The following is a 22,946-nucleotide window of genomic DNA, read 5'->3' on the forward strand; positions in this document are numbered from 1 at the left end:
ATTACATTTCATTTATAGAAAAATAAACAATGGCAGAAAAACGTAATATTTTTTTAATCGGCCCAATGGGGGCTGGCAAAAGTACAATTGGTCGCCAATTAGCACAAATGCTAAATATGGATTTTTTAGATTCCGATGCAGTTATTGAGGAACGTGCTGGTGCTGATATTGATTGGATTTTTGATCTTGAAGGTGAAGCAGGTTTCCGTAAACGTGAGGAGCGTGTTATCAATGAATTAACTCAATCGCAGGGGCTTGTGCTTTCGACAGGTGGTGGTTCTGTGGTATCAAAAGATAACCGTAATGCTTTATCTGCTCGAGGGATTGTTGTTTATTTAGAAACAGCAATTGATAAACAGTTTGAGCGTACTCAGCGTGATAAGAAACGTCCATTATTACAAACTGAAGATCCTTATCAAGTATTAGTTGAATTAGCGAAAGTTCGTAATCCGTTATATGAAGAAATTGCAGATATTACGATTCAAACTAATGAGCAAACAGCTAAAGTAGTAGCAACTCAAATCATTGATATGATGGATAATTTACAATAATCAAGGAGTTGCAAATGGTGCAAGTCAATGTGGAATTAAAAGAACGCCGTTATCCTATTTCTATTGGTTCAGGATTATTACAAGATCCCGCGAGCTATTTACCCTTAAAAATGGGTGATAAGGTAATGATTGTATCTAATCCTACTGTTGCTCAGCACTATTTAGCGATAGTTGAAGCGGCGTTAAAAATGCTAGGTTGCCAAGTTGATTCAGTATTAATTCCTGATGGAGAGCAGTATAAAACGTTAGATTCGTTGAATATGATCTTTACTGCATTATTGGAAAATAATCATAATCGTAACAGTACACTCATTGCTTTAGGCGGTGGTGTTATTGGCGATCTTGTTGGTTATGCGGCAGCATCTTATCAGCGTGGTATTCGTTTTATTCAAGTTCCAACTACTTTATTAGCTCAAGTAGATTCTTCCGTTGGCGGCAAAACAGCTGTCAATCATCCTTTAGGGAAAAATATGATTGGAGCGTTTTATCAACCTGTCTCAGTGATCATTGATACTGATACTTTAAAAACATTACCTAAACGTGAAATTAGCGCAGGTTTAGCGGAAGTAATTAAATATGGTGCAATTTTAGATATTGCTTTCTTTGAATGGCTTGAGCAACACATTGATAAATTAATAAAAGGCGAAGCAGAAACATTAAATTATTGTATTCAGCGTTGTTGTGAGCTTAAAGCCAATATAGTGGTAAATGATGAAACAGAGCAAGGCGAACGAGCGTTGTTGAATTTTGGGCATACTTTTGGGCACGCTATTGAGGCTCATTTGGGCTATGGAAGTTGGCTACATGGCGAAGCGGTTGCTGTTGGAATGCTAGAAGCCGCAGAACTTTCAAAAATATTTGGAAATATATCAATACAAGATATGGCTCGATTAGAGAGATTGATCGCTCGAGCAAATTTACCAACCATTTCCCCTGATGGAATGGAGCCTTCAGAATATCTACCTTATATGTGGCGAGATAAAAAAATTGTAAGCGGTCAGTTACGTCTTATTTTGTTAAAAGCACTAGGGCAAGCGTACATCAGTGTATCAGCAACAGAACAACAAGTGCTTGATGCGATTGAGCGTTTTACTCAGCGATCATTACAATGAAAAGTAAGCAACGTCCGTTTTTGAAATGGGCGGGTGGAAAGTACCGCTTAATTGATGATATTTCTCGTTACCTGCCTAAAAAGACGTGTTTAGTTGAGCCTTTTGTTGGGGCCGGATCAGTTTTTCTAAATACAGATTTTGAGCGATATATTTTGGCGGATATCAATCCTGATCTGATCAATTTATTTAACGTAGTAAAACACGATGTTGAATCTTATATTGAGGCCGTTCGTAAAATTTTTCTCCACCCACAGGCAAATACCGATTTCTTCTACTATGAACAACGCCTGAAGTTCAATCATAGTCAGGATCTTTTTCAACGCTCGGTGCTTTTTCTCTATTTAAACCGTTTTGGATTCAATGGATTATGTCGTTATAATCAAAAACGGGAATATAATGTACCATTCGGTGAATATCGGACTCATTATTTTCCAGAAAAGGAGCTACGTTTTTTTGCAGAAAAGGCACAACGAGCCACTTTTATTTGCATGGATTTTGAACACGTATTTAAAATGCTTTTTTCAACGTCCGATGATTATGTGGTTTATTGTGATCCACCTTATGCGCCACTTGTACAAGAGAGTAATTTTACTCAATATGCTGGGGGAGGATTTAGCTTAGAGCAACAAAGAGCTCTTGCAAAACAAGCAAAGAAAGCGGCAAGCGGTCAGATTCCGGTATTAATTTCTAATCACGATACGCCCTTTACCCGTGAGATTTATAATGGTGCAAAAATTAAAACGTTCAAAGTTCAGCGTAATATTGGGCAACGTGCAGATTCTCGAGTCAAAGTAGATGAACTCTTTGCTCTTTTTTCTTAATATTTATCTAAATAGGAGCTTGTAATGACAAATCAAATGGAGAAACGCCAATCGTGGTCAAGCCGATTGACGTATATTATGACAGTTGCAGGTGCAACAGTTGGCTTTGGTGCAACTTGGCGTTTTCCCTATTTAGTTGGAGAGCATGGTGGTGGAGCTTATGTCGCATTATTTTGTTTAGCGATGATTGTTATTGGTATTCCAATGATCTTAGTTGAAAATGTTATTGGGAGAAGAATGAGAGTTAATGCTATTGATGCTTTTTCGGGAAATGCGAATGGTAAAAAAATTCATTCAGGCTGGAAAATTCTAGGTTATATGGGGTTATTAGGCTCTTTTGGTATTCTAGCTTATTATATGGTGCTTGGTGGCTGGGTATTAAATTATATCGGTAGCTTTATTACCGGAGAATTAGATATTTCATCGCCTGTTACCGTTGAAACAACGGCCGCTTATTTCCAACAAAGTATTTTCAATAATCCTATCGCAATTTTAGGTTATACCGCATTATTTGTCGTAGTCAATTACGTTATCTTAGTAAAAGGTATCGTTGATGGTATTGAACGTTCAGTCAAATATTTAATGCCATTGCTGTTTATTTTCTTAATCATTATGGTTGTCAGAAATGTAACTTTACCAGGGGCACTAGACGGGATTAAATTTTATTTAATGCCAGATTTTTCTAAGATTACGCCTTCATTATTTGTTTTTGTTTTAGGGCAAGTCTTTTTTGCACTTAGCCTCGGTTTTGGCGTATTAATTACCCTTTCTAGCTATTTAGATAAAAATGAGAATTTAGTAAAAACAGCGGTTATTACTGGGGTATTAAATACGGTAATTGCATTATTGGCAGGGTTTATGATATTCCCATCACTTTTTAGCTTTGGTATTGCCCCAAACTCTGGCCCAACATTAGTTTTCCAAAGTTTACCGATTGTATTTTCAAATATGTGGGCAGGCACGGCTTTTGCGATTATTTTCTTTAGTTTATTAATCGTGGCTGCATTAACAACTTCCCTCACGATCTGTGAAGTAATTATTACGGCATTACAAGAAAAAACAAAAATGGGGCGTAAAAAAGCGATTTTATTAACGTTGATTGCTATTTTTGTATTGGGCAATATACCATCAGTGCTTGGCGATAGTGTATGGAAGGATGTAACAATTATGGGTAAAAGCATTTTTGATGCCTTTGATTATATAAGCGGTAACATTCTATTTATTTTAACCGCACTAGGCTGTACTATTTTTGTTGGATTTGTATTAAAAGATGATGCAAAAGCAGAATTAGGAGCGAGTAAAGGGTTAACAAATTTATGGTTTAACTATGTAAAATATGTAATTCCTGTCATTATTTTGATTGTGTTTTATAACTCGCTTTAAAGAATATAGTGAATAGGATAGGACTTTCTTTGATTTTTATAATATTCTAAATAGATGTAAAAATTGATATTTTGCATAGATTTATCAATGTTTACAGTATATAATTTCAACATTGTTATGAATATATGGAGCTTAAAATGAAAAAAGTAACTAAATTTAGTCTTGCTATTTTATCTAGTTTAGTTTTAGCTGCTTGTAGTAGCGGTGGTGGTAGTGGCGATAATCATTCAAATAATGATGCTAAACAAAATACTAAACCAGCGGTAAAACCAGAATCAGCTAAACCAGCGGTAAAACCAGAATCAGCTAAACCAGCGGTAAAACCAACAAATACAGATAATAAACTTTCTATAAATAAAGAAGGAACTGGTGCCGTTTATATTATTTCTGATATGGATAATAATTCCAAAGTTACTCATAAAGTTCTTAATAATGCGGACAATCTTAACTTAATTGTAGTTGATGGGAAACCTATTCGTGTTTCATATGAAGATATAGGTATTCGTGCAGGTTATTGGGCAAGAGTAAATGGTTCGGCAAGCTGTTGTGGGGTATTTAATAGTGTACGTTTTGGTGTAATTCCAAGTAATGGACCAGAAGAAAAAGATTATATTTTCTATAATGGTAAAGTTTCAAAAAATGTACCAACATCTGGTACGGCTTCTTACACTGGACAATTTGTTATTACAGGTAACGCTAAGCAGTTTGATGATGAAGATTACTTATTTGGAGATGCTAAATTTAAAGCAGACTTTACTAATAAACAGTTAAAAGGTTCGTTAGAAGAAGCATCTTTGAAGCCAATCGCTGTTGAAGCAAAAATTGATGGTAATGCTTTCTCTGGTAGTGCAAGTTCTGCGGATTTTAGTACTAAAGCTAATGTAGAAGGTAAATTCTTCGGTGAAAATGCGAAAGAGCTTGGCGGTATTTTTGACGATGGTAAAAATTGGGGCGGTGCATTTGGCGCATCTAAATAAGCTCTAAATTTCTCTCAAGCGGTTATTTTGTAATTATTTTTAGGAAATAGCCGCTTTCTTACTTTTCATCTCTAACTATTCTTTTATTTCATTATTATTTTCTTAAATAGATAGGATTAGTTCATATTGTATTTATAATATGGCTTATGATAGATTTTATGTAAATTATCACTTACACTATGTCCCTATTTTATTTTAATCTCATAGGAGAAAATATGATGAAGCCTACCAAATTTTGTTTGACTATTTTAGCTGGATTCGTGATTACTGCTTGTAATAGCGGTGGTTCAGATGATGGTAAATCTGCTAAAGCAAGAATAGAAACACTGAAAGTAGAAACACCGAAAGTAGAAACACCGAAAGTAGAAATACCGAAAGTGGAAGCCCCGAAAGTAGAAACACCGAAAGTAGAAACACCGAAAGTGGAAGCACCGAAAGTGGAAGCACCGAAAGTGGAAGCCCCGAAAGTGGAAGCCCCGAAAGTGGAAGCCTCGAAAGTGGAAGCCCCGAAGGTGGAAGCCCCGAAAGTGGAAGCCCCGAAAGTGGAAGCCCCGAAAGTGGAATCCCCGAAAGTGGAAGCCCCGAAAGTGGAAGCCCCGAAAGTGGAAGCACCGAAAGCTGAAATGCCAAAAGTAGAAACACCGAAAGTAGAAGCCCCGAAAGTAGAAACACCGAAAGTGGAAGCACCGAAAGTGGAAGCACCGAAAGTGGAAGCACCGAAAGTGGAAGCACCGAAAGTAGAAGCTCCGAAAGTAGAAGCTCCGAAAGTGGAAGCACCGAAAGTGGAAGCACCGAAAGTAGAAACACCGAAAGTGGAAGCACCGAAAGTGGAAGCACCAAAAGTAGAAGAATCTGAATCTCTCAAAATAGAGGATACATCAGTTACTGGGGGAGCATATATTTCGAATGGCGTTAATTACATCAAAAAAGAGTTAAATAATGCGGATAATATTCATGCAATTATTATTGATGGTAAAACACTATTGGTAAGCGAGGAGAATTCTAATCGGCTAGGTAATTTTATTAGCTATGGCCCTCAGTCTAATGATTCACGAGTAAGCTCTACGTTAGTTAAAGATGAGGAAGGAAATCATATCTATGCTTATAATGGCCATCCAACCAAAGAGATGCCAGTTTCTGGTAATGCTGTTTATAAGGGGGAATTCTTTGCAAGAGGTCCATTTGAATTTCAACTAAATCCCGATAGCCGTGAAACTATGGGAAGTTCAGAGTTTAATGTAGACTTTACGAATAAGCAATTATTGGGTGAACTAAAATCTATAGGGGGAGAGGTTATTCCTTCAATTAATGTTAATGCAAAATTAGAAGGTAACCGTTTTATGGGGGACGTTAGCTCAGAATTATTTAAAGAAAATGGTAGAATTGAAGGGCAATTCTACGGGAAAAATGCTGAAGAGATAGGTGGAATTTTTACTGATGATAAAACATTTATTGGCGTAGTTGGTGCTAAAAAAGAAACATTAGAACCTAATAAGTAAGCATTAGAATTATAAAGCACTCTAAATTGAGTGCTTTTTTATATTCTGCTCAGTTTCAAGTAGAATACTTAATATTTTTCATCGTTTTATTTTTATGCTTATAATATAGTTAATAAGTATAGTAAAAAGAAGGACGTATAATGAAGACGTGGAAAGAGGCGATTGGTGAAGAGAAATCAAAAGCGTATTTTCAGCAAATTTTACAAAAAGTACAGAGTGAGAGAGTGGCGGGTAAGGCAATTTATCCTCCACAGAATGAAGTATTTAGTGCTTTTAGTTTAACTGAATTTGCTCAGGTAAAAGTCGTTATTTTGGGACAAGATCCCTATCATGGTCCTAATCAAGCTCACGGGCTATCTTTTTCAGTTAAACCTCATATTGCCCCCCCCCATCATTGATGAATATGTATAAAGAGCTAGCGCAAGATGTTGGTTTTCAAATTCCATCACATGGTTATTTGATTGAGTGGGCAAAGCAGGGGGTGCTGATGCTAAATACTGTTTTAACCGTTGAGCAAGGAAAAGCACATTCTCATGCTCAAATTGGTTGGGAAGTCTTCACCGATAAAGTCATTGAACAGATTAATCAACATCGAAATAATGTGGTTTTCTTACTTTGGGGCAGCCATGCACAAAAAAAAGGGCAATTTATTGATAGATCTCGGCATTGTGTATTAACTGCGCCACATCCCTCTCCATTATCTGCTCATCGAGGCTTTTTTGGTTGTAAGCATTTTTCCCAGACGAATAGTTATTTAGTTGAGCATCATTTATCTGAAATTAAGTGGCAACTGCCGATGAGTTATGAATAATAGACTAGCAACTACGAAATGACCGCTTATAAGCGGTCATTTATTCATTATTTTTGATAATAGTAATATTAATTTTTACGATATTTTGTGTGTTGTTTAACGGCTTTACGGATTTGATGAGCATTCGTTCGGCGACGATTTTTAGTTACATCAATTTTTGTTTCAGTTTCAGCAGGTAAACCAACAAGTTCTCTTAAATAATTGACTTGTTCTAATCCCATTTCTTCCCAACCTCCACGAGGTAGGCTTTTTTCTAACTTAATATTTCCGTAGCGAATACGAATAAGACGGCTTACTTGAATGCCTTGTGATTCCCATAAACGACGGACTTCACGGTTTCGTCCTTCCGTTAGAGTTACGTCAAACCACTGGTTCAGCCCTGTTCCACCCACAACTTTTATCTGTTTAAAATGAGCAGGGCCATCTTCTAATTGGACATTCTTTCGTAAACGTTGAAGCATCGCTTCATCAACTTCACCAAAGACACGAACGGAATATTCACGTTCAACTTTACGGCTCGGGTGCATTAAGCGGTTGGCGAGCTCTCCGTCAGTAGTAAAAAGAAGTAATCCTGAAGTATTGATATCTAAACGCCCAACAGCAATCCAACGAGCCCCCGTTAATCTCGGTAAGCGGTCAAATACGGTTGCTCGCCCTTCAGGATCGGATCTGGTACAAAGTTCACCTTCAGGTTTATAATACATTAAGACACGGCAAATTTCTTTTTGTGTGGTTGTGAGATTGACTAAATGTCCATCAATTCGAATTTTAGTGCTAGAACTAACTAATACACGATCACCTAAGGTGGCAATTTTTCCATCAACACTGACTCTTCCTTGAGAAATAACAGCTTCTATTTCTCGGCGAGAGCCTTTTCCTGCACGGGCAAGAATTTTCTGTAATTTCTCGCCAATTATTTTTTCAGGCTTTTTATTATCTATTGTGTCAGTAGATAGTGGACGAGCGGTCGGTTTCTTGCTTTTTTTTGTTAATGCTGGACGAATAGTTTTTTTGGCTTGTGGGCGTGATATGTTATTTTTCCCATTAGCAGACCGCTTGCGGTCGGTCGGTTTATGAAATGTATTCATTAAAGTTCCTTGTTTGTCGCTTTCACAAGCGTCTGTGTGGTTAGTAAGTAAATAATTTTAACTAAAAGGTGTCGGATCGGCTGAGCCAACTCGAATAATGTGGGGTACATCTTCACTCAGATCGACAACGGTTGTTGGTGATTGCCCTAAATATCCACCGTGAATAATTAAATCTACTCGATGTTCTAAAGTATCTCGAATAACATCGGGATCGGATTGTGTATTTTCTTCATTTGGCAAGATTAATGAACAAGAGAGAATTGGTTCACCAAGTGTTTGTATCAATGCCAAAGCAATGGCATTATCGGGAACACGAATACCAATGGTTTTACGTTTAGTCAGTAAACGACGTGGTACTTCTTTTGTTGCCGAAAGAATAAAAGTATAGGGATTAGGTACGTTATTTTTAATTAAACGATAGGCTTGATTATTTACAAGAGCATAATTTGAAAGTTCAGATAAATCACTACATATTAAGGTAAAATTATGATTTTCAGGTAAACGGCGGATAGCAAGAATTTTATCCATTGCTTGTTTATCGCTTAATTGGCAACCAAGTGCATAGCCAGAATCTGTTGGATAGACGATGACTCCGCCCTGTTTTAGGATTTCAACAACTTGGTTGATTAGACGGGGCTGAGGATTATCGGGGTGAATATAGAAAAACTGGCTCATAAATGTCTTATTGATCTGAAAATTAGTAGGTAATTATACGCTGTTTGATTTACAAGCGGTAGGATTATCCAATTATTTTGTAAAACAAGTATTCGGCGTTATATAAGAATAGATGAATGTTGATTATATTGACAAAATAGGGCGGGATTCCGCCCTATTATTTAGAATTATTCGCTAAATGGAACACTAAAACGTTCAATTCTTGCGCCTAGTTTTTGTAATTTCTCTTCAATGTTTTCATAACCACGATCAATATGGTAAATACGATCAACAATAGTTTCACCATTGGCAATACATCCGGCTAGCACTAAGCTGATTGATGCTCGTAAATCAGTTGCCATTACTTCTGCACCTGATAAAGTTTCAACGCCATGGCAGATAGCGGTATTACCTTCAATTTCTGCTTTTGCCCCCATTCGGATAAGCTCTGGAATGTGCATAAAACGATTTTCAAAGATAGTTTCAGTAATTTTACTGGTACCATTTGCAACCGCATTGAGCAATGTAAATTGTGCTTGCATATCAGTTGGAAAACCGGGGTGTGGCATTGTGCGAATATTTACTGCTTTTGGGCGGATACCAAGTGAATCTAAGGTAATACTGTTTTCAGTAACATCAACTTGCATACCAGCTTCACGCAATTTTTCAATGACTGCATCTAGTGTATCTGCTTTAGTTCCATTGCAGGTGATATGTCCACCAGAAATCGCTGCTGCAACGAGGAATGTACCTGTTTCAATACGGTCTGGGACAATATGATGTTCACAGCCGCCCAAATTTTCTACGCCTTCAATGGTAATCATATCAGAGCCAGCCCCTGTGATTTTTGCCCCCATTTTGTTGAGAAATAGGGCAGTATCAACGACTTCAGGCTCACGAGCTGCATTTTCAATAATCGTTGTGCCTTTGGCTAAAGTTGCTGCCATCATAACAGATAACGTTGCACCAACACTCACCTTGTCCATTAAAACACGAGCACCATTTAAGCGACCATTTATTTCCGCTTTAACATAGCCTTCATCAAGGGTAATAGTTGCCCCCATTTTTTCTAAGCCTGCAATATGCATATCAACTGGGCGAGCACCAATGGTACAGCCACCTGGAAGAGAAACTTGTCCTTGATGAAAGCGAGTTAAAAGAGGTGCTAATGCCCAAATTGAAGCACGCATTGTTTTAACCAAGTCATATGGGGCGCTATAATGATTGATTTTACTTGAATCAATATGTACAGCACCTTGTTCATCACGTTCAATAACAACACCTAGTTGGCGTAGAATTTTAAAGGTTGTATCAACGTCTTTTAGTTGTGGAACATTAGTTAAAACAACAGGCTTTTCTGCAAGAATTGATGCAAATAGGATCGGTAACGCTGCATTTTTTGCGCCAGAGATATTAACGGTACCACTTAAGGTAAAAGGACCGTGTACACGAAATTTTTCCATTTTAATTCCTTTATAATTATTCGGTAGTAAGCGGTAGCTTATGTACTATTATTTGCAATAAACGTTAGGCTGGCATATTCAATAGACGTTCTTTTTTCCATTGTTCAGTGGTGAACGTTTTAATCGTTAAGGCGTGAATTGCATTGGTTGCAAAGAATTCAGTTAGCGGTGCATAGATCATCTGTTGCTGTTTTACTTTAGAAAGTGTAGCAAAGCTATCGCTAACAGCAATAACACCATAATGAGAGTTTTCACCTTGTACATAAACTTCATCAAGATCTAAGCTATTTTTAAGTAGCTCTTCAATTTTTTTAGGTTCCATTATTTAAAGTTCTCGCAATATAAAAAGGAGTGAGCCATTCTTTTAAATCGAAAAGCTCAGCTAAGTTTTTAATAGTATCTGGGATGTGGATTATACAGTTTGTATTCTGTTTTTGATAATGATTTAATATTTCTATGAGAAGGGCAAATCCTGCTGAATCAATTCGATGGAGAGCATGTAAATCCCAATAGATTTGCTGATTGGGTTTTGGAGATAATAACAAAGTACGTTGCTTCCAAAGAGGAAGCAACGTATTACGAGTTAAATCACCATTTAGATGAATTATCACACTTTCACCGTTTTGTTGAATATGCCATTGTAACGGGATTGGCGTTTGCATTGTTATTTGCCTAGTGTAACGGGTTGTTTTGCAGATTGCGCAACTTGTGCAGTCAGTGCATCGATACCTTTTTGGCGTAAAATACCACTCCATTCATTTTGTTTAGTTGCAATCATACTAATACCTTCTGCAGCCATATCATAGGCTTGCCATTCACCTGTACGGCTATTTTTACGCCATTTGAAATCAAGTTTAATAGGTTGTGCATTATCAGAAGGTAATACGTTTACACGAATACTCACAATAGTTTTGTCACCTAAAGGCTTTTCATTTTCAATATCTACTTTTTGATTCGTATATTGTGTTAATACTTGAGCATAAGCTTGTTCAACAAACTGCCCAAATGCGTTAAAAAACGCTTCTTTTTGTGCATCAGTAGCAGATGTCAGATTTTTGCCAAGAACCAGTTGTCCTGCATATTTTACGTGGATATGTGGCATTAAATCATTACGCACAATAGTGCGTAAATAATTCGGATCAGCTTTAATTTTACTTTGATTAGATTTAATATCGCCAAACAGTTTATCGGAGGTTTGTTGCATTAAAATGTAAGGGCTAGTTGCTGCAAATACATTCTGTGAAATTAAAGTAGAAAGAGCAATGGTTGCTACAATCATTATATGTTTAAGGGTTTTAACCATTTTTAAATCTCCAAGTAGAAAGTACTAATATTTGTTGTATTTATTCCGCTTTTGGTTCAGCGGTTTCTGTTTCATCAGTTTTTTTCTTATCACCATATAAAAACTGACCGATTAAATCTTCAAGTACCATTGCGGAATTGGTATCTGCAATCGTATCACCATCTTTTAACATTGCAGTTTCGCCTTCAAGGGTAAAGCCGATATTTAATGCAATATATTGTTCTCCAAGTAAGCCTGCTGTTTTGATAGAAAGAGAACTACTATCTGGAATTTGGTTAAACTGTTCATTAACCGCTAAGCTGACTTTAGGGCTATAAGTTTTTGGATCAAGCTCAATGTTTGAAACTCGTCCAATGACAACTCCGCCCACTTTAATTGGAGCACGAGTTTTTAGTCCGCCGATATTATCGAAAGTTGCGTAAAGAGTGTAAGTTTTTTCAGATGAAAACCCTTGTACATTGGCGACTCGCAAGCTAAGGAATGCTAATGCACCTAAGCCTAATAATACAAATAATCCGACCCAAAATTCAAATTTAAGTGATTGACGCATAATTTTTCCTTACAAAATTAAAATGCTTACAAGCGGTTAGATTGCGTTAATTTTTTGCTAACCGAATGGGTAGTTAGCCACCAAACATTATAGCGGTTAAAATAAAATCTAGACCAAGTACAACTAGTGAGGCATGTACAACAGTGCGCGTTGTAGCTTGGCTAATTCCTTCAGAAGTTGGTATTGCATCATAGCCATTAAATAGGGATATCCAAACAACTGCTAAGGCAAAGACTAAACTTTTAATAAAGCCATTGGCTAAATCGCTAATTGTTACGGTATTTTGCATGACAGACCAAAAGCTCCCTGAATCTACACCTTTCCAATCTACACCGACTAGTGAGCCTCCCCAAATACCAATGGCAGTGAAAATAACCGCTAAAATAGGCATGGCAATAACACCAGCCCAAAAACGGGGAGCAATAACTCTTCTTAATGGATCGATTGCCATCATTTCAAGACTTGATAGCTGTTCGGTTGCTTTCATTAATCCGATTTCAGCAGTTAGTGCTGATCCTGCTCGTCCAGCAAAAAGAAGGGCTGTGACCACAGGACCTAGTTCCCGCAATAATGATAGGGATACAAGTTGTCCTAAACTGGTTTCTGCGGAAAAATCGACTAATACTACATAGCCTTGTAAGCCTAATACCATTCCGATAAATAGCCCAGATAGCATAATAATAAGTAGGGATTGTACACCTAGCACATAAAGCTGTTTAATTAAAAGAGGCGTGTGTTTACGAAATTCGGGTTTATCGACTAAAGCCCCCCATAACATAAATGTTGCTCGTCCAAATGTTTGAATAAATTGGATCGTTGAAGCCCCGATAGATGAGATAAAATTCATCACTGAAATAGCTCCTTAGTATAATCTTGTGCAGGATAGTGAAAACGCACTGGGCCATCAGCCTTACCAGATAAAAATTGAATAACTTGAGGATCTTGACTGGCAAGCAATTCTGTTGGCGTACCTTTAGCGATAATGCGTTTATCTGCCACAATATAGGCATAATCAGCAATACTTAGTACTTCATTTACATCGTGTGAAACAACAATAGAAGTTAGATTGAGCGCTTCATTAAGTTTTTTAATTAGAGAAACAATAACGCCCATACTGATTGGGTCTTGTCCTGTAAAGGGCTCATCATACATAATGAGATCAGGATCGAGTGCGATTGCTCGAGCAAGAGCGGCACGGCGAGCCATACCACCAGAAAGTTCTGATGGCATCAAATGAGCTGCTCCCCGTAATCCAACGGCTTCAAGCTTCATTAACACTAATTTACGAATAAGCTCTTCAGGTAAACGAGTATGCTCTCTAATAGGAAAAGCAACGTTATCGAAAGTGGATATGTCGGTAAACAATGCACCTGACTGAAATAGCATTCCCATTCGTTGTCGAATTTGGTATAGCGTTTTATTTGATGCAGTGCAAACGTTTTGATTATCAAATAAAATTTCGCCTGAATTTGGGAGAATTTGTCCACCGATTAGGCGTAATAGGGTTGTTTTACCAATCCCTGATGGACCCATAATCGCTGTAATTTTCCCTTCTTGCACTTGCAAATTTAGATTATCATAAATAACGCGTTCACCTCGTTTAAAGGTAAGATTTTTTACTTCAACCAAGTTTTTTATATGACGCATTTGGTTTTTCTCAATAAAAGGGGAGGCAAATGATCTATGAAGGAAGAATTAAAGTCAATCGACTTTAATCAATTTGACAAAGTTCTAAAATTGGCAGAATACGTATGACAAATTCAATCAGATATTTGCAAAAATAAAGAAGAAATGACCGCTTATTGAGCTTTATATAAACAACAAGCGGTGAGTTTAGTTATAATTATTGAATGTAATGAATAACTTTAATAACTTTATTTACGCCATTTACTTTACTAGCTACGTTGGCAGCAGCGTTGGCTTGGCTATCAGATAAATTTCCCATTAAGAAAGCCTCCCCATTTTCAGTAATAACTTTGACATCAGTCGTTTTAACTTCGGCATTGATAAGGAGTTGAGATTTAATTTTGGTAGTAATCCAACTATCTTTACCAACTTGGGCGACACCAATTTTCTCGCCAATACGGATTTCGTTATAAATATTTTTTACTCCCTCAACGCCAGCCGCAATACTTTGAGCAGTTCCTTTGGCAGCTTCATTTGGAACTTGTCCTACTAATAAAACTTGGCCGCTATAAGCGATCACATTGATACGTGCTTCTTCTTGTAATTGGGCATCTTTATTTAGATGGTAGGCAACTTTTTCTTCTAGGGTTTCATCATCTAATTGACGACCAGCGGTGCGAGGATCTGTTGCCACTTTAGTTGCAACAGCGGCCGTGCCAACAACTGCCGTTGTGATACAACCTTGTAAACTAAATAATATGAATGAAAAAAGGCTTAGTAGTGTAAATTTTTTAATCAGATTTTGCATAGCAGCTCCTGTATGGTTTATACCAATAGTTCATAAGGTTGTTGGATTAAACAGCAGATTATCGATCAATTCGCAGAGTAGATTAACACAGAATTGGTGTCCTTCAATAATTCGCATTTCGTTATTTGATGGAATAGAAATTTCGTAATCCCGATCGCTCAGTAAACCGTGAATATGATCGTTTAGATTACTGGCTAAAGCAATAATAGTTAAATCTTGAGTATTAGCAGCGTGAACCGCATTTAACACTGCAGTTTCATTCCCTGTAGGTAAAAAGGCAATAAGAATATCTTGGGGATTTGCAATGATTTGGAGTTGTTTGCGGTACAGCTCACTTAGGTTCATTTCTTGCTCTAAATAGCTTGCAAACATACCTTCAAAATGTAACAGATGAGCAGCTAAACTTGGGCGAGCAAGATCGTATCGGTGTAGTAAATTACTAACGAGTAACTGCGCATTCCCGTAAGAACGCCCGTGTCCACATACGATAATTTTATTGCCATTGAGTAAGCATTCCACCATTTTATTGGCAATATTTTGTAATATAGAAGGTAGAAGATCAGCAGCTGCAATTTGGATCTGAATACTTTCTGAAAAACGATCTTGAATTTTTTGTAACATATTAACCTAAAAAATTTTTAATCCATAAAGGAGGTGAATTACCTTCAAACACAACAACATCAAAACGACAGTCAGCGGTATCAAGACTTTGATTTTGGCGAGTGAGCCACGCATTCGCCGCATTGAGCCATTTTTGTTGTTTAACTCGATTGATGCTCTCAAGGGCTGTGCCGTATTGTGCATTTTTACGGTGACGAACTTCAATAAATACAAGTGTTTTACACTCTTGCATAATTAAATCGAGTTCGCCACATTTAAAGGCTTGATTTTGTGCTAAGAATTTGAGCCCTTGTTTTTCCAAAAAATATCGTGCTTTGTGCTCAAATATCGCCCCTTTGGCTCGTTGGTTAGTTTGCAGGAACGATAGAACCATTTTGATATTGTAACCAAGTCATATCACGTTCAATGTTGCAATGTGTTCCTGCTTTAAGAATTCCCGTTAAACCCGATACTTTATAGCCTGGAATTTGGCGGATTTCATTAAATTTATTGGCAATGGACCAAGAGTCAGATCCCATTGCATATAAACGCATCATTGAAAAATCACTTTCAGCTAAATTTTCTGCTTTTTTATAAAGGTCTGAATTTGGATCAGAAAGCAGTGGAATTTCACTAAATTTGACACCTTCCATCGTTAAGCGGAAATCAGGACCATTATTTGGCGAATTACTGCGTGAAGATGTGTAAAGTGGAAATTTACCTGCAAGCGGTGAGTTATCTAAATTTTGTTTCATTTCAGAAAGTTGTTCTGCCGTGCCTAATAGATAAATTCCACTATTTGCAGGAATTCCTGTATTTTTAAGAGATTCAATACTATCAGCAGGTTGATGATAGTAGCGAATATCGGTATCAAGGTTAGTAAGCTGACGCCAACGTTGTGCGAAAGCATCAGATGAACGCTGACCAAAATCATCTTGCGGAGCAATGACTACCGCAGAAGTAATACCGTCTCGGTGAAGTTTTTCGGCAGCTGAACGAGCCTCTGCTTCAGGTGATAAGCCATAGTAGCAAACCTTACTTATTGCTTTTGCGTTTGGTGTAGCATTTAGTGTAAGGACATTGAGATCTCGAATACCAGGATTTTTTATCATCTCTGCCACACGAGTTTTGAGCAATGGGCCGATAATGGTTTGAGCCCCTTGCTGTTTTGCTTGACCGACTAGTTCAGCAATACCTGTACTGTCAGTGTCATATACTTGCACGGCTGTTGTATCATCACCTTTAGCATCATCAAATCCCTTTTTGATAATATCGCCAAGAATTTTCGCTTCACCACTTAGAGGCAGTAGCAAGGCAACGGTGTTAAGTTGAGTTTGTTGGAAATTGGTAAGATTATGCAATTCTGTTGGCATAATTTGTGCTGCACTGTGGTTAGGATACCGCTGTTTCCAGTTTTCAATTGCTCTAGGTAATTCTGTTGGATTATTTATATTTTGGTTATAAGTCACAGCTAAAGCTAGCCAGCCATCTAAGCCAATTTCACCTGCATTAGCGTTAGCTTTTTCTAACATTCCACGGTTAGCATTACGTAAAATTTCCCAAATTTTATCGTTATTCTCCTGACGGCTACGGTTATCACTTAAATAGCTATCCATTTGAGAACGAGCACGCACAATGGCTATTGTATCTTTCTGATTTTCTGCGAGTTGCACTTGGGTACGATAAACTCGTAATAGTTGTGAATGACTTAATGGCTGATTAGTTAATTGTCGTAATAAACTGACCGCTTGTGAGTTATTATTTTGCATTGCAAACAGTTGTGCAGAAAGGAGTTGATACTCAATTTTTTGTGGATCATTAAGTTCTGTTAAATTGAGCTGAGCTATTGTATTTTCAGCCTCAACAATTTTATTTTCATCAATTAGTTTGCGAATGGCTAACAAGCGGTAGCTTTGTTGTGTTTCTTTGTTCGTTTGCTCTGCTTTGTTAATATAGAATTCAGAGCTTGAATATGCCTCATTTTTTAGGGATTCGGTAACATCATTTTTAAAAAAATTTGAGCCTGTACAAGCAGATAAAAATAGGGCTAAGGTACTTGGTATAAAGGCTTTTTGCATTTTTTTGCGAAAGGTTTGGGTTTGTACTAGAATAGACGACATTTTATTGCTCCAACAGTGAGTAATTTGATATGAGGCTTTGAATAAGCCACCAAATAATTGTAAATCTTACTTATCAAATAAGCGAAAATCAAATGAAAAACGGATCTCAAGGCAATCAAACAGGTATTTTATATATTGTAGCGACTCCCATTGGTAATTTACAAGATATTACACAACGTGCCTTGAATACCTTTGAAATGGTTGATTTAATTGCTGCGGAAGATACGCGCCATAGTGGAATTTTGTTAAGCCATTATGGCATTAAAAAACCATTTTTTGCATTACATGATCATAATGAACAGCAAAAAGCGAATATTTTAGTTGAGAAGTTATTGCATGGGCAGCATATTGCCTTGATCTCTGATGCAGGAACGCCATTGATAAGTGATCCGGGGTTTCATCTAGTGCGTGATTGCCGTCAAGCAGGTATTCAAATAGTTCCTATACCTGGGGCTTGCGCAGCAATTACCGCGTTATGTAGTTCAGGTATTGCTTCGAATCGTTTTTGTTTTGAAGGTTTTTTGCCAGCAAAAAGTAAAGGTCGGTGCGATAAATTAGCCGAGCTGGTTGATGAACCCCGAACTTTAATCTTTTATGAATCTACGCACCGTATTTTGGATACATTAGCAGATATTCAGTCCGTATTTGGAGCAGATCGTTATGTTGTAATGGCTCGTGAATTAACGAAAACGTGGGAAACGATTGTTGGAGCGAATATTGCAGAATTGTTAGAGTGGGTGAAGCAAGATAGCCATCGAATTAAAGGTGAAATTGTACTGATTATTGAAGGAAAGCCTATTCAGCTAGAAAATGAGATCTCCGCACAAGCGGTTAAATTATTGCAATTATTAGTCAATGATCTTCCGTTAAAGAAAGCAGCTGGAATTGTTGCTGAAATGTTTGGGTATAAGAAGAATGCCTTGTATCAATATGGTTTAGACCATTTTTAATTATTTTATATTTTAGGAGAGTATGTATGGCAGCCGAAGGTGCACATCAGCTAGTGAGTGTCGTAACCCTGCTTGGGGCGGCAGTGATTGCTGTGCCATTATTTAAGAAGTTAGGTTTAGGCTCAATTTTGGGCTATCTTGCAGCAGGATTAGCGATTGGTCCATTTGGGTTTGGTTTTTTTGATGATGCTGAAAGTATCATACACCTTGCTGAACTCGGTGTGGTGATGTTCTTATTTATTATTGGTTTGGAAATGAAGCCCTCGCATATTTGGGGATTACGAAATTATATTTTTGGCTTAGGTTCATTACAAATATTTACGGCAATTATTGGTTTAACGGCAGTAGCACTTCTTTATGGGTTTTCTTTAGAGATTTCTTTCGTATCAGCTGCTGGATTTGTATTAACTTCAACAGCTATTGTAATGAGAGAACTTAGTGAACGTGGTGATATTGCATCTCCAAGTGGTCAGAAAATAGTTTCTATTTTGTTGTTTGAAGATCTTTTAATCGTACCATTATTAGCCTTTGTTACGTTTCTTTCTCCTAATTACTCTGGCGATGGTTCATTGTGGAAAAGTATTGGTATTGCAGGTGTTTCTATTGCAGCATTGGTTGTTGCAGGGATTTGGTTATTAAACCCATTATTTAAAATTTTAGCAAAAACTAAAACTCGAGAAGTTATGACTGCTGCTGCTTTGTTAGTGGTATTAGGCTCGGCATTACTTATGGAAATGGGTGGACTATCGATGGCAATGGGGGCATTTGTTGCGGGTGTATTATTATCCGAATCAAGTTTCCGTCATCAATTAGAAGCAGATATTGAACCATTCCGTGGGTTATTACTTGGATTATTCTTTGTTGGCGTGGGAATGTCGCTAAACCTTTCTGTGGTTTTTGAAAATTTAGGGCTGATTGTTTCGGGCGTAATTGCCTTTATGTTTGTTAAGGGGCTATGTATCTATCTTATTGCCCGTATAACTAAAAAAAGCAATGCGAAAGCGCTAGATCGTGCAATTTTAATGGCACAAGGTGGAGAGTTTGCTTTCGTATTATATGCAGCAGCAGCGGCTCAAAATGTTATTGATAAGCAGATTCAAGCGAATATGACAGCCATTGTAGTGCTTTCTATGGTTTTAACCCCATTGCTAATTATTTTATATAAACGTGTAATTGTACCACGTTTAGATCCTGCTGAAATGGAGCCAGAAGCTGATCATATTGATACACAGCATCCAACAATTATTATTGGACTTGGACGCTATGGGCAAATTGTAAATCATCTTTTAATGATGACGGGCTATCACCCAACCGTAATTGATAAAGATGCGACATTAATTGCAGGAATGAAAAAACGAGGCATTAAGAGTTATTATGGTGATGCGAGTCGCCCAGAATTATTGCACGCGGCAGGTATTGAAACAGCAGAATTATTAGTTGTAGCGATCGATGATAAAGCACAAGCAACACATATTGTAGAAACAGCTAGAAAAATGAACCCAACTATTAAAATTATTTCTCGGGCTTATGACCGTTTACATGTATTTGATTTATTCAAAGCTGGGGCGGATATTCAGGTACGTGAAACTTTTGATTCGGCATTGCGTACAGGCAAAAAAGTATTACTTGAAATGGGAATGGATAAAGAAACAGTTGATGAGATTGGTGAGGTCTATTTTTATCGGGATCGCCATAGTGTTAAATTGATGGCGGAAGTTTATGACCCTGCTATTGGTCGATTTAATAATAATGAAATGTTGAAATTAGCGTTAGAAAACGATCAAGAAACAATGCTAGAGATTCAAAAAATTATCCATAAAGATGATTAAGTTATTCAATAATAAGATAAAAAGAGAGGAGGTGTGTCCTTTCTTTTTTATTATACAAAAGAGAATAACTCTCATTTGATAGTTAATGCAAATCAATATTATTTATTTAATAGTCTGCACCTATCAAAAGAATAAATTTTATCCATTTTACAGATGGTAGATTTTTCCCTATACTGAGAAAAAATTAAGTTAATCTTTATATAGGAGAAAATTAAGATGACTAACTCAATTGGTTTAAATTCAGTATCATCAGAGCAATTAGCAAAAGAACTTAATAAATTATTAGCAAGCTACCAAGTTTTTTATACTAACGTGCGTGGTTATCATTGGAATATTCGTGGTGTAAGCTTTTTTGAATTGCATGCTAAATTTGAAGAAACTTATGACGATTTAATTGTAAAAGTAGATGAAATTGCAGAGCGTATTCTAACTTTAGGACATGTTCCTGCAAATGGTTTTAGCCAATATTTAGAAGATTCTTTAATTAAAGAAGATATTGGTGTTAGCTCAGCACAAAGCTGTTTAAATGGAACGGTTGATGGTTTTAAAGTATTATTAAAACAACAACGTGAAATTTTAGCTTTAGCTGGTAGTGCAGAAGATGAAGGTACTGCATCACAAATGAGTGATTATATTAAAGAGCAAGAAAAATTAGTATGGATGTTCACTGCAGCAGCAACTTGTGGTGTGTGCCAACAATAATTTAATTATCTAACTATCAATATAAAAAGGACGTAAATTAGTTTACGTCCTTTTTTAATAAGCTATACAGTTATATCTGCCTCATCTCCGTGGTCTTGCAACCATTTTTTCCTATCTTCTGATCGCTTTTTAGCGAGTAGCATATCCATTAATTCAAATGTGTTAATACTATTCTCAATTTGCTCATATAATGTTGTTTCATCATCATAGGTCAGTTGAACTAAACGGCGAGTATTAGGATCCATTGTCGTTTCTCTTAGCTGATTTGGATTCATCTCTCCTAAACCTTTAAAGCGTTGTACATTTGGTGTCCCTTTTTTATGAGTAAAACGAGCTAAAATTGCTTCTTTTTCTGCTTCATCTAAGGCGTAATAGACTTCATTTTTACCAATATCAATCCGAAAAAGAGGTGGCATTGCAACATAAACATGCCCATTACGTACTAAACTTGGAAAGTGGCGTAAAAATAATGCACATAGTAAAGTTGCAATATGAAGTCCATCAGAGTCTGCATCGGCAAGAATACAAATTTTTCCATAACGCAGTTGGCTTAGATCATCATTATTTGGATCAATTCCCATTGCAACGGCTATATCGTGAACTTCCGTTGAGGCTAAAACTTGGTTTGATGAAACTTCCCAAGTATTCAGAATTTTTCCTCTTAAAGGAAGTATTGCCTGAAACTCTTTATCTCTAGCTTGCTTAGCAGATCCTCCTGCTGAGTCACCTTCTACGAGAAATAGCTCTGTATGTTTTAGATTTTGCGAAATACAATCTGCTAATTTTCCTGGTAATGCAGGACCGCTAACTAATTTTTTACGAATAACTTTTTTTTCTATTTGTAACCGCTTTTGAGCAGAGTTTATTGCCATTTCAGCTAATTGTTTACCTACTTGAATATTTTCATTAAGCCATAAATTAAAGTGGTCTTTGATTGTATTTTCAATATAGCTTGAGGCTTGACGAGAAGATAAACGTTCTTTAGTTTGCCCGGCAAATTGTGGCTCTTGCATTTTTAGGGAGAGTACGTAGGCACATCTGTGCCATACATCATCGGCAGTAAGTTTTATACCCCTTGGTAATAATTTATGCTGTTCGCAGAATTGATCCATTGCTTTAAATAAGCCTTGGCGCAGACCATTAACATGCGTTCCCCCTAGTGCAGTTGGAATTAAATTAACATAACTCTCTGTTAATAATTCTCCGTCAGGTAGCCAAGTTAATGCCCAAGCTACTGCTTCAGTTTCATTAGTTACTTCACCGATAAAAGCAGGATCTGGTAGTGTTTCTCTACCTTGTAGAGCCTCGGCTAAATAATCTGCCAGTCCATCTTCATAATACCAAGTTTCTTGTTGGTGATTGATATGATCGGTGAAATTTATCGTTAATTTTGGACAAAGTACCGCTTTAGCACGCAATAAATGACGTAAACGACTAACAGAAAATTTAGGAGAGTCAAAATATTGTTCATTAGGAAAAAAATGTACGCTTGTGCCTGTTTGACGTTTAGGGCAGCTACCAATTACCTTTAATTCTTCGACTTTAGCTCCGTTTTCAAAGGCGATAGTATAAATTTCGCCGCCTCGTTTAATTTTGATATTAACCCGTTTCGAGAGCGCATTTACAACAGAAATTCCCACCCCATGTAATCCGCCCGAAAAAGTATAATTTTTATTTGAAAATTTCCCCCCTGCGTGCAGTTTAGTTAAGATCAGTTCGACACCTGAAATATTCTCAGTGGAGTGAATATCAACGGGCATTCCACGTCCATTATCAATCACTTCTAGTGAGTTATCTGAGTGTAAAATAATATCAATTTGACTGGCGAAGCCTGATAATGCTTCATCGACACTATTATCAATGACTTCTTGTCCTAGATGGTTTGGACGAGTGGTATCGGTGTACATTCCTGGACGTAATTGTACGGGTTCTAAGTCTTTTAGAACGGTAATTTCGTCTGCTCCGTAGCGTTTATCTGACATTGTTTTGCTCGTTATTTAGATGAGGTGGAAATAAATACAGGGAAAGATTTTACTCAATTTACCTAAACAGCTCAACCTAAATTCTGCTAGAAAATATTTAAGCCTAATCAAATTGAT

General features: G+C 37.0%; 23 protein-coding genes and 1 pseudogene. 10 read left to right on the top strand and 14 right to left on the bottom strand.

Annotation, left to right across the window (positions count from 1 at the left end; translation table 11 throughout):
* Positions 1–29: 29 nt before the first annotated feature.
* The 7 genes and pseudogenes from aroK (at position 30) to ung (ending at position 7,154) form a co-directional block, all read left to right on the top strand.
* The gene (gene aroK / locus A6B43_RS06110; RefSeq protein WP_124211154.1) at positions 30–551 is read left to right on the top strand and encodes a shikimate kinase AroK; all 522 of its coding nucleotides are present in this window, start codon (positions 30–32) and stop codon (positions 549–551) included.
* A gap of 14 nt (positions 552–565) precedes the next feature.
* On the top strand, positions 566–1,663 hold the full coding sequence (aroB, locus tag A6B43_RS06115; protein WP_124211153.1) for a 3-dehydroquinate synthase: 1,098 nt from the start codon (positions 566–568) through the stop codon (positions 1,661–1,663).
* A complete protein-coding gene (locus A6B43_RS06120; RefSeq protein WP_124211152.1) occupies positions 1,660–2,484 on the top strand; it encodes a Dam family site-specific DNA-(adenine-N6)-methyltransferase in 825 nt (274 codons plus the stop codon). The genes aroB and A6B43_RS06120 overlap by 4 nt, the downstream gene beginning before the upstream one ends.
* 24 nt (positions 2,485–2,508) lie before the next feature.
* Positions 2,509–3,867 (top strand): sodium-dependent transporter, encoded by a 1,359-nt coding sequence (locus tag A6B43_RS06125; protein ID WP_124211151.1) that lies wholly within the window; start codon positions 2,509–2,511, stop codon positions 3,865–3,867.
* 137 nt (positions 3,868–4,004) lie between these two features.
* Positions 4,005–4,844: a Slam-dependent surface lipoprotein gene (locus A6B43_RS06130; protein WP_170152429.1), complete on the top strand. Its 840-nt coding sequence runs from the start codon at positions 4,005–4,007 to the stop codon at positions 4,842–4,844.
* Between the two features lie 215 nt (positions 4,845–5,059).
* On the top strand, positions 5,060–6,343 hold the full coding sequence (locus A6B43_RS06135) for a Slam-dependent surface lipoprotein (RefSeq protein WP_124211149.1): 1,284 nt from the start codon (positions 5,060–5,062) through the stop codon (positions 6,341–6,343).
* A 140-nt stretch (positions 6,344–6,483) separates the two neighbouring features.
* A pseudogene (ung, locus tag A6B43_RS06140) lies at positions 6,484–7,154 on the top strand (uracil-DNA glycosylase).
* Between the two features lie 68 nt (positions 7,155–7,222).
* Here ung and rluB read toward each other — a convergent pair.
* From rluB to A6B43_RS06205, 13 genes are all read right to left on the bottom strand, one after another.
* Complete coding sequence (rluB, locus tag A6B43_RS06145; RefSeq protein WP_124211147.1) at positions 7,223–8,242, bottom strand: 23S rRNA pseudouridine(2605) synthase RluB; 1,020 nt, start codon at positions 8,240–8,242, stop codon at positions 7,223–7,225.
* Between the two features lie 57 nt (positions 8,243–8,299).
* The gene (locus A6B43_RS06150) at positions 8,300–8,917 is read right to left on the bottom strand and encodes an L-threonylcarbamoyladenylate synthase (RefSeq protein ID WP_124211146.1); all 618 of its coding nucleotides are present in this window, start codon (positions 8,915–8,917) and stop codon (positions 8,300–8,302) included.
* 167 nt (positions 8,918–9,084) lie between these two features.
* Positions 9,085–10,359: a UDP-N-acetylglucosamine 1-carboxyvinyltransferase gene (murA, locus tag A6B43_RS06155; protein WP_124211145.1), complete on the bottom strand. Its 1,275-nt coding sequence runs from the start codon at positions 10,357–10,359 to the stop codon at positions 9,085–9,087.
* A 64-nt stretch (positions 10,360–10,423) separates the two neighbouring features.
* Positions 10,424–10,681 (bottom strand): BolA family protein, encoded by a 258-nt coding sequence (locus A6B43_RS06160; protein WP_124211144.1) that lies wholly within the window; start codon positions 10,679–10,681, stop codon positions 10,424–10,426.
* Entirely contained in the window at positions 10,671–11,021 is a 351-nt protein-coding gene (locus A6B43_RS06165; RefSeq protein WP_124211143.1) for an STAS domain-containing protein, read from the bottom strand. The genes A6B43_RS06160 and A6B43_RS06165 overlap by 11 nt, the downstream gene beginning before the upstream one ends.
* A gap of 2 nt (positions 11,022–11,023) precedes the next feature.
* On the bottom strand, positions 11,024–11,662 hold the full coding sequence (mlaC, locus tag A6B43_RS06170; RefSeq protein WP_124211142.1) for a phospholipid-binding protein MlaC: 639 nt from the start codon (positions 11,660–11,662) through the stop codon (positions 11,024–11,026).
* 40 nt (positions 11,663–11,702) lie between these two features.
* Positions 11,703–12,212: an outer membrane lipid asymmetry maintenance protein MlaD gene (gene mlaD / locus A6B43_RS06175; RefSeq protein WP_124211141.1), complete on the bottom strand. Its 510-nt coding sequence runs from the start codon at positions 12,210–12,212 to the stop codon at positions 11,703–11,705.
* Positions 12,213–12,285: 73 nt separating this feature from the next.
* Positions 12,286–13,062, bottom strand: coding sequence for a lipid asymmetry maintenance ABC transporter permease subunit MlaE (gene mlaE, locus A6B43_RS06180; RefSeq protein WP_124211140.1), 777 nt, complete (start codon positions 13,060–13,062; stop codon positions 12,286–12,288).
* Positions 13,059–13,859, bottom strand: coding sequence for a phospholipid ABC transporter ATP-binding protein MlaF (gene mlaF / locus A6B43_RS06185; protein WP_124211139.1), 801 nt, complete (start codon positions 13,857–13,859; stop codon positions 13,059–13,061). Before mlaF ends, mlaE begins: the two co-directional genes overlap by 4 nt.
* Before the next feature lie 196 nt (positions 13,860–14,055).
* Positions 14,056–14,646, bottom strand: a complete 591-nt coding sequence (gene dolP / locus A6B43_RS06190; RefSeq protein ID WP_124211138.1) for a division/outer membrane stress-associated lipid-binding lipoprotein — start codon at positions 14,644–14,646, stop codon at positions 14,056–14,058.
* Positions 14,647–14,676: 30 nt separating this feature from the next.
* Positions 14,677–15,267, bottom strand: a complete 591-nt coding sequence (locus A6B43_RS06195) for a D-sedoheptulose-7-phosphate isomerase (RefSeq protein ID WP_124211137.1) — start codon at positions 15,265–15,267, stop codon at positions 14,677–14,679.
* A 1-nt stretch (position 15,268) separates the two neighbouring features.
* Positions 15,269–15,640, bottom strand: a complete 372-nt coding sequence (locus tag A6B43_RS06200) for a YraN family protein (RefSeq protein WP_124211136.1) — start codon at positions 15,638–15,640, stop codon at positions 15,269–15,271.
* A complete protein-coding gene (locus tag A6B43_RS06205; RefSeq protein WP_124211135.1) occupies positions 15,615–17,366 on the bottom strand; it encodes a penicillin-binding protein activator in 1,752 nt (583 codons plus the stop codon). The genes A6B43_RS06200 and A6B43_RS06205 overlap by 26 nt, the downstream gene beginning before the upstream one ends.
* A 92-nt stretch (positions 17,367–17,458) precedes the next feature.
* Between A6B43_RS06205 and rsmI the strand changes: the two genes are divergently transcribed.
* From rsmI to A6B43_RS06220, 3 genes are all read left to right on the top strand, one after another.
* On the top strand, positions 17,459–18,316 hold the full coding sequence (gene rsmI / locus A6B43_RS06210) for a 16S rRNA (cytidine(1402)-2'-O)-methyltransferase (RefSeq protein WP_124211134.1): 858 nt from the start codon (positions 17,459–17,461) through the stop codon (positions 18,314–18,316).
* Between the two features lie 26 nt (positions 18,317–18,342).
* Positions 18,343–20,145, top strand: coding sequence for a monovalent cation:proton antiporter-2 (CPA2) family protein (locus tag A6B43_RS06215; RefSeq protein WP_124211133.1), 1,803 nt, complete (start codon positions 18,343–18,345; stop codon positions 20,143–20,145).
* Positions 20,146–20,361: 216 nt separating this feature from the next.
* Entirely contained in the window at positions 20,362–20,847 is a 486-nt protein-coding gene (locus A6B43_RS06220; protein ID WP_124211132.1) for a Dps family protein, read from the top strand.
* Positions 20,848–20,909: 62 nt separating this feature from the next.
* Here the strand turns inward: A6B43_RS06220 and parE are convergent, their stop codons facing one another.
* A complete protein-coding gene (gene parE / locus A6B43_RS06225) occupies positions 20,910–22,829 on the bottom strand; it encodes a DNA topoisomerase IV subunit B (RefSeq protein WP_124211131.1) in 1,920 nt (639 codons plus the stop codon).
* Positions 22,830–22,946 lie beyond the last annotated feature (117 nt).

The sequence above is a fragment of the Vespertiliibacter pulmonis genome, assembly GCF_013377275.1.
Lineage (GTDB): Bacteria > Pseudomonadota > Gammaproteobacteria > Enterobacterales > Pasteurellaceae > Vespertiliibacter > Vespertiliibacter pulmonis.

Bases quoted from the DNA above. Each gene is read 5' to 3' on its own strand.
- mlaC (WP_124211142.1), bottom strand. From the start codon at position 11,662: ATGGTTAAAACCCTTAAACATATAATGATTGTAGCAACCATTGCTCTT.
- A6B43_RS06135 (WP_124211149.1), top strand. From the start codon at position 5,060: ATGATGAAGCCTACCAAATTTTGTTTGACTATTTTAGCTGGATTCGTG.
- A6B43_RS06205 (WP_124211135.1), bottom strand. From the start codon at position 17,366: ATGTCGTCTATTCTAGTACAAACCCAAACCTTTCGCAAAAAAATGCAA.
- A6B43_RS06195 (WP_124211137.1), bottom strand. From the start codon at position 15,267: ATGTTACAAAAAATTCAAGATCGTTTTTCAGAAAGTATTCAGATCCAA.
- A6B43_RS06165 (WP_124211143.1), bottom strand. From the start codon at position 11,021: ATGCAAACGCCAATCCCGTTACAATGGCATATTCAACAAAACGGTGAA.
- murA (WP_124211145.1), bottom strand. From the start codon at position 10,359: ATGGAAAAATTTCGTGTACACGGTCCTTTTACCTTAAGTGGTACCGTT.
- dolP (WP_124211138.1), bottom strand. From the start codon at position 14,646: ATGCAAAATCTGATTAAAAAATTTACACTACTAAGCCTTTTTTCATTC.
- A6B43_RS06130 (WP_170152429.1), top strand. From the start codon at position 4,005: ATGAAAAAAGTAACTAAATTTAGTCTTGCTATTTTATCTAGTTTAGTT.
- A6B43_RS06125 (WP_124211151.1), top strand. From the start codon at position 2,509: ATGACAAATCAAATGGAGAAACGCCAATCGTGGTCAAGCCGATTGACG.
- aroK (WP_124211154.1), top strand. From the start codon at position 30: ATGGCAGAAAAACGTAATATTTTTTTAATCGGCCCAATGGGGGCTGGC.
- A6B43_RS06220 (WP_124211132.1), top strand. From the start codon at position 20,362: ATGACTAACTCAATTGGTTTAAATTCAGTATCATCAGAGCAATTAGCA.
- rsmI (WP_124211134.1), top strand. From the start codon at position 17,459: ATGAAAAACGGATCTCAAGGCAATCAAACAGGTATTTTATATATTGTA.
- aroB (WP_124211153.1), top strand. From the start codon at position 566: ATGGTGCAAGTCAATGTGGAATTAAAAGAACGCCGTTATCCTATTTCT.
- A6B43_RS06215 (WP_124211133.1), top strand. From the start codon at position 18,343: ATGGCAGCCGAAGGTGCACATCAGCTAGTGAGTGTCGTAACCCTGCTT.
- mlaF (WP_124211139.1), bottom strand. From the start codon at position 13,859: ATGCGTCATATAAAAAACTTGGTTGAAGTAAAAAATCTTACCTTTAAA.
- parE (WP_124211131.1), bottom strand. From the start codon at position 22,829: ATGTCAGATAAACGCTACGGAGCAGACGAAATTACCGTTCTAAAAGAC.
- rluB (WP_124211147.1), bottom strand. From the start codon at position 8,242: ATGAATACATTTCATAAACCGACCGACCGCAAGCGGTCTGCTAATGGG.
- A6B43_RS06150 (WP_124211146.1), bottom strand. From the start codon at position 8,917: ATGAGCCAGTTTTTCTATATTCACCCCGATAATCCTCAGCCCCGTCTA.
- A6B43_RS06200 (WP_124211136.1), bottom strand. From the start codon at position 15,640: ATGGTTCTATCGTTCCTGCAAACTAACCAACGAGCCAAAGGGGCGATA.
- mlaD (WP_124211141.1), bottom strand. From the start codon at position 12,212: ATGCGTCAATCACTTAAATTTGAATTTTGGGTCGGATTATTTGTATTA.
- A6B43_RS06120 (WP_124211152.1), top strand. From the start codon at position 1,660: ATGAAAAGTAAGCAACGTCCGTTTTTGAAATGGGCGGGTGGAAAGTAC.
- A6B43_RS06160 (WP_124211144.1), bottom strand. From the start codon at position 10,681: ATGGAACCTAAAAAAATTGAAGAGCTACTTAAAAATAGCTTAGATCTT.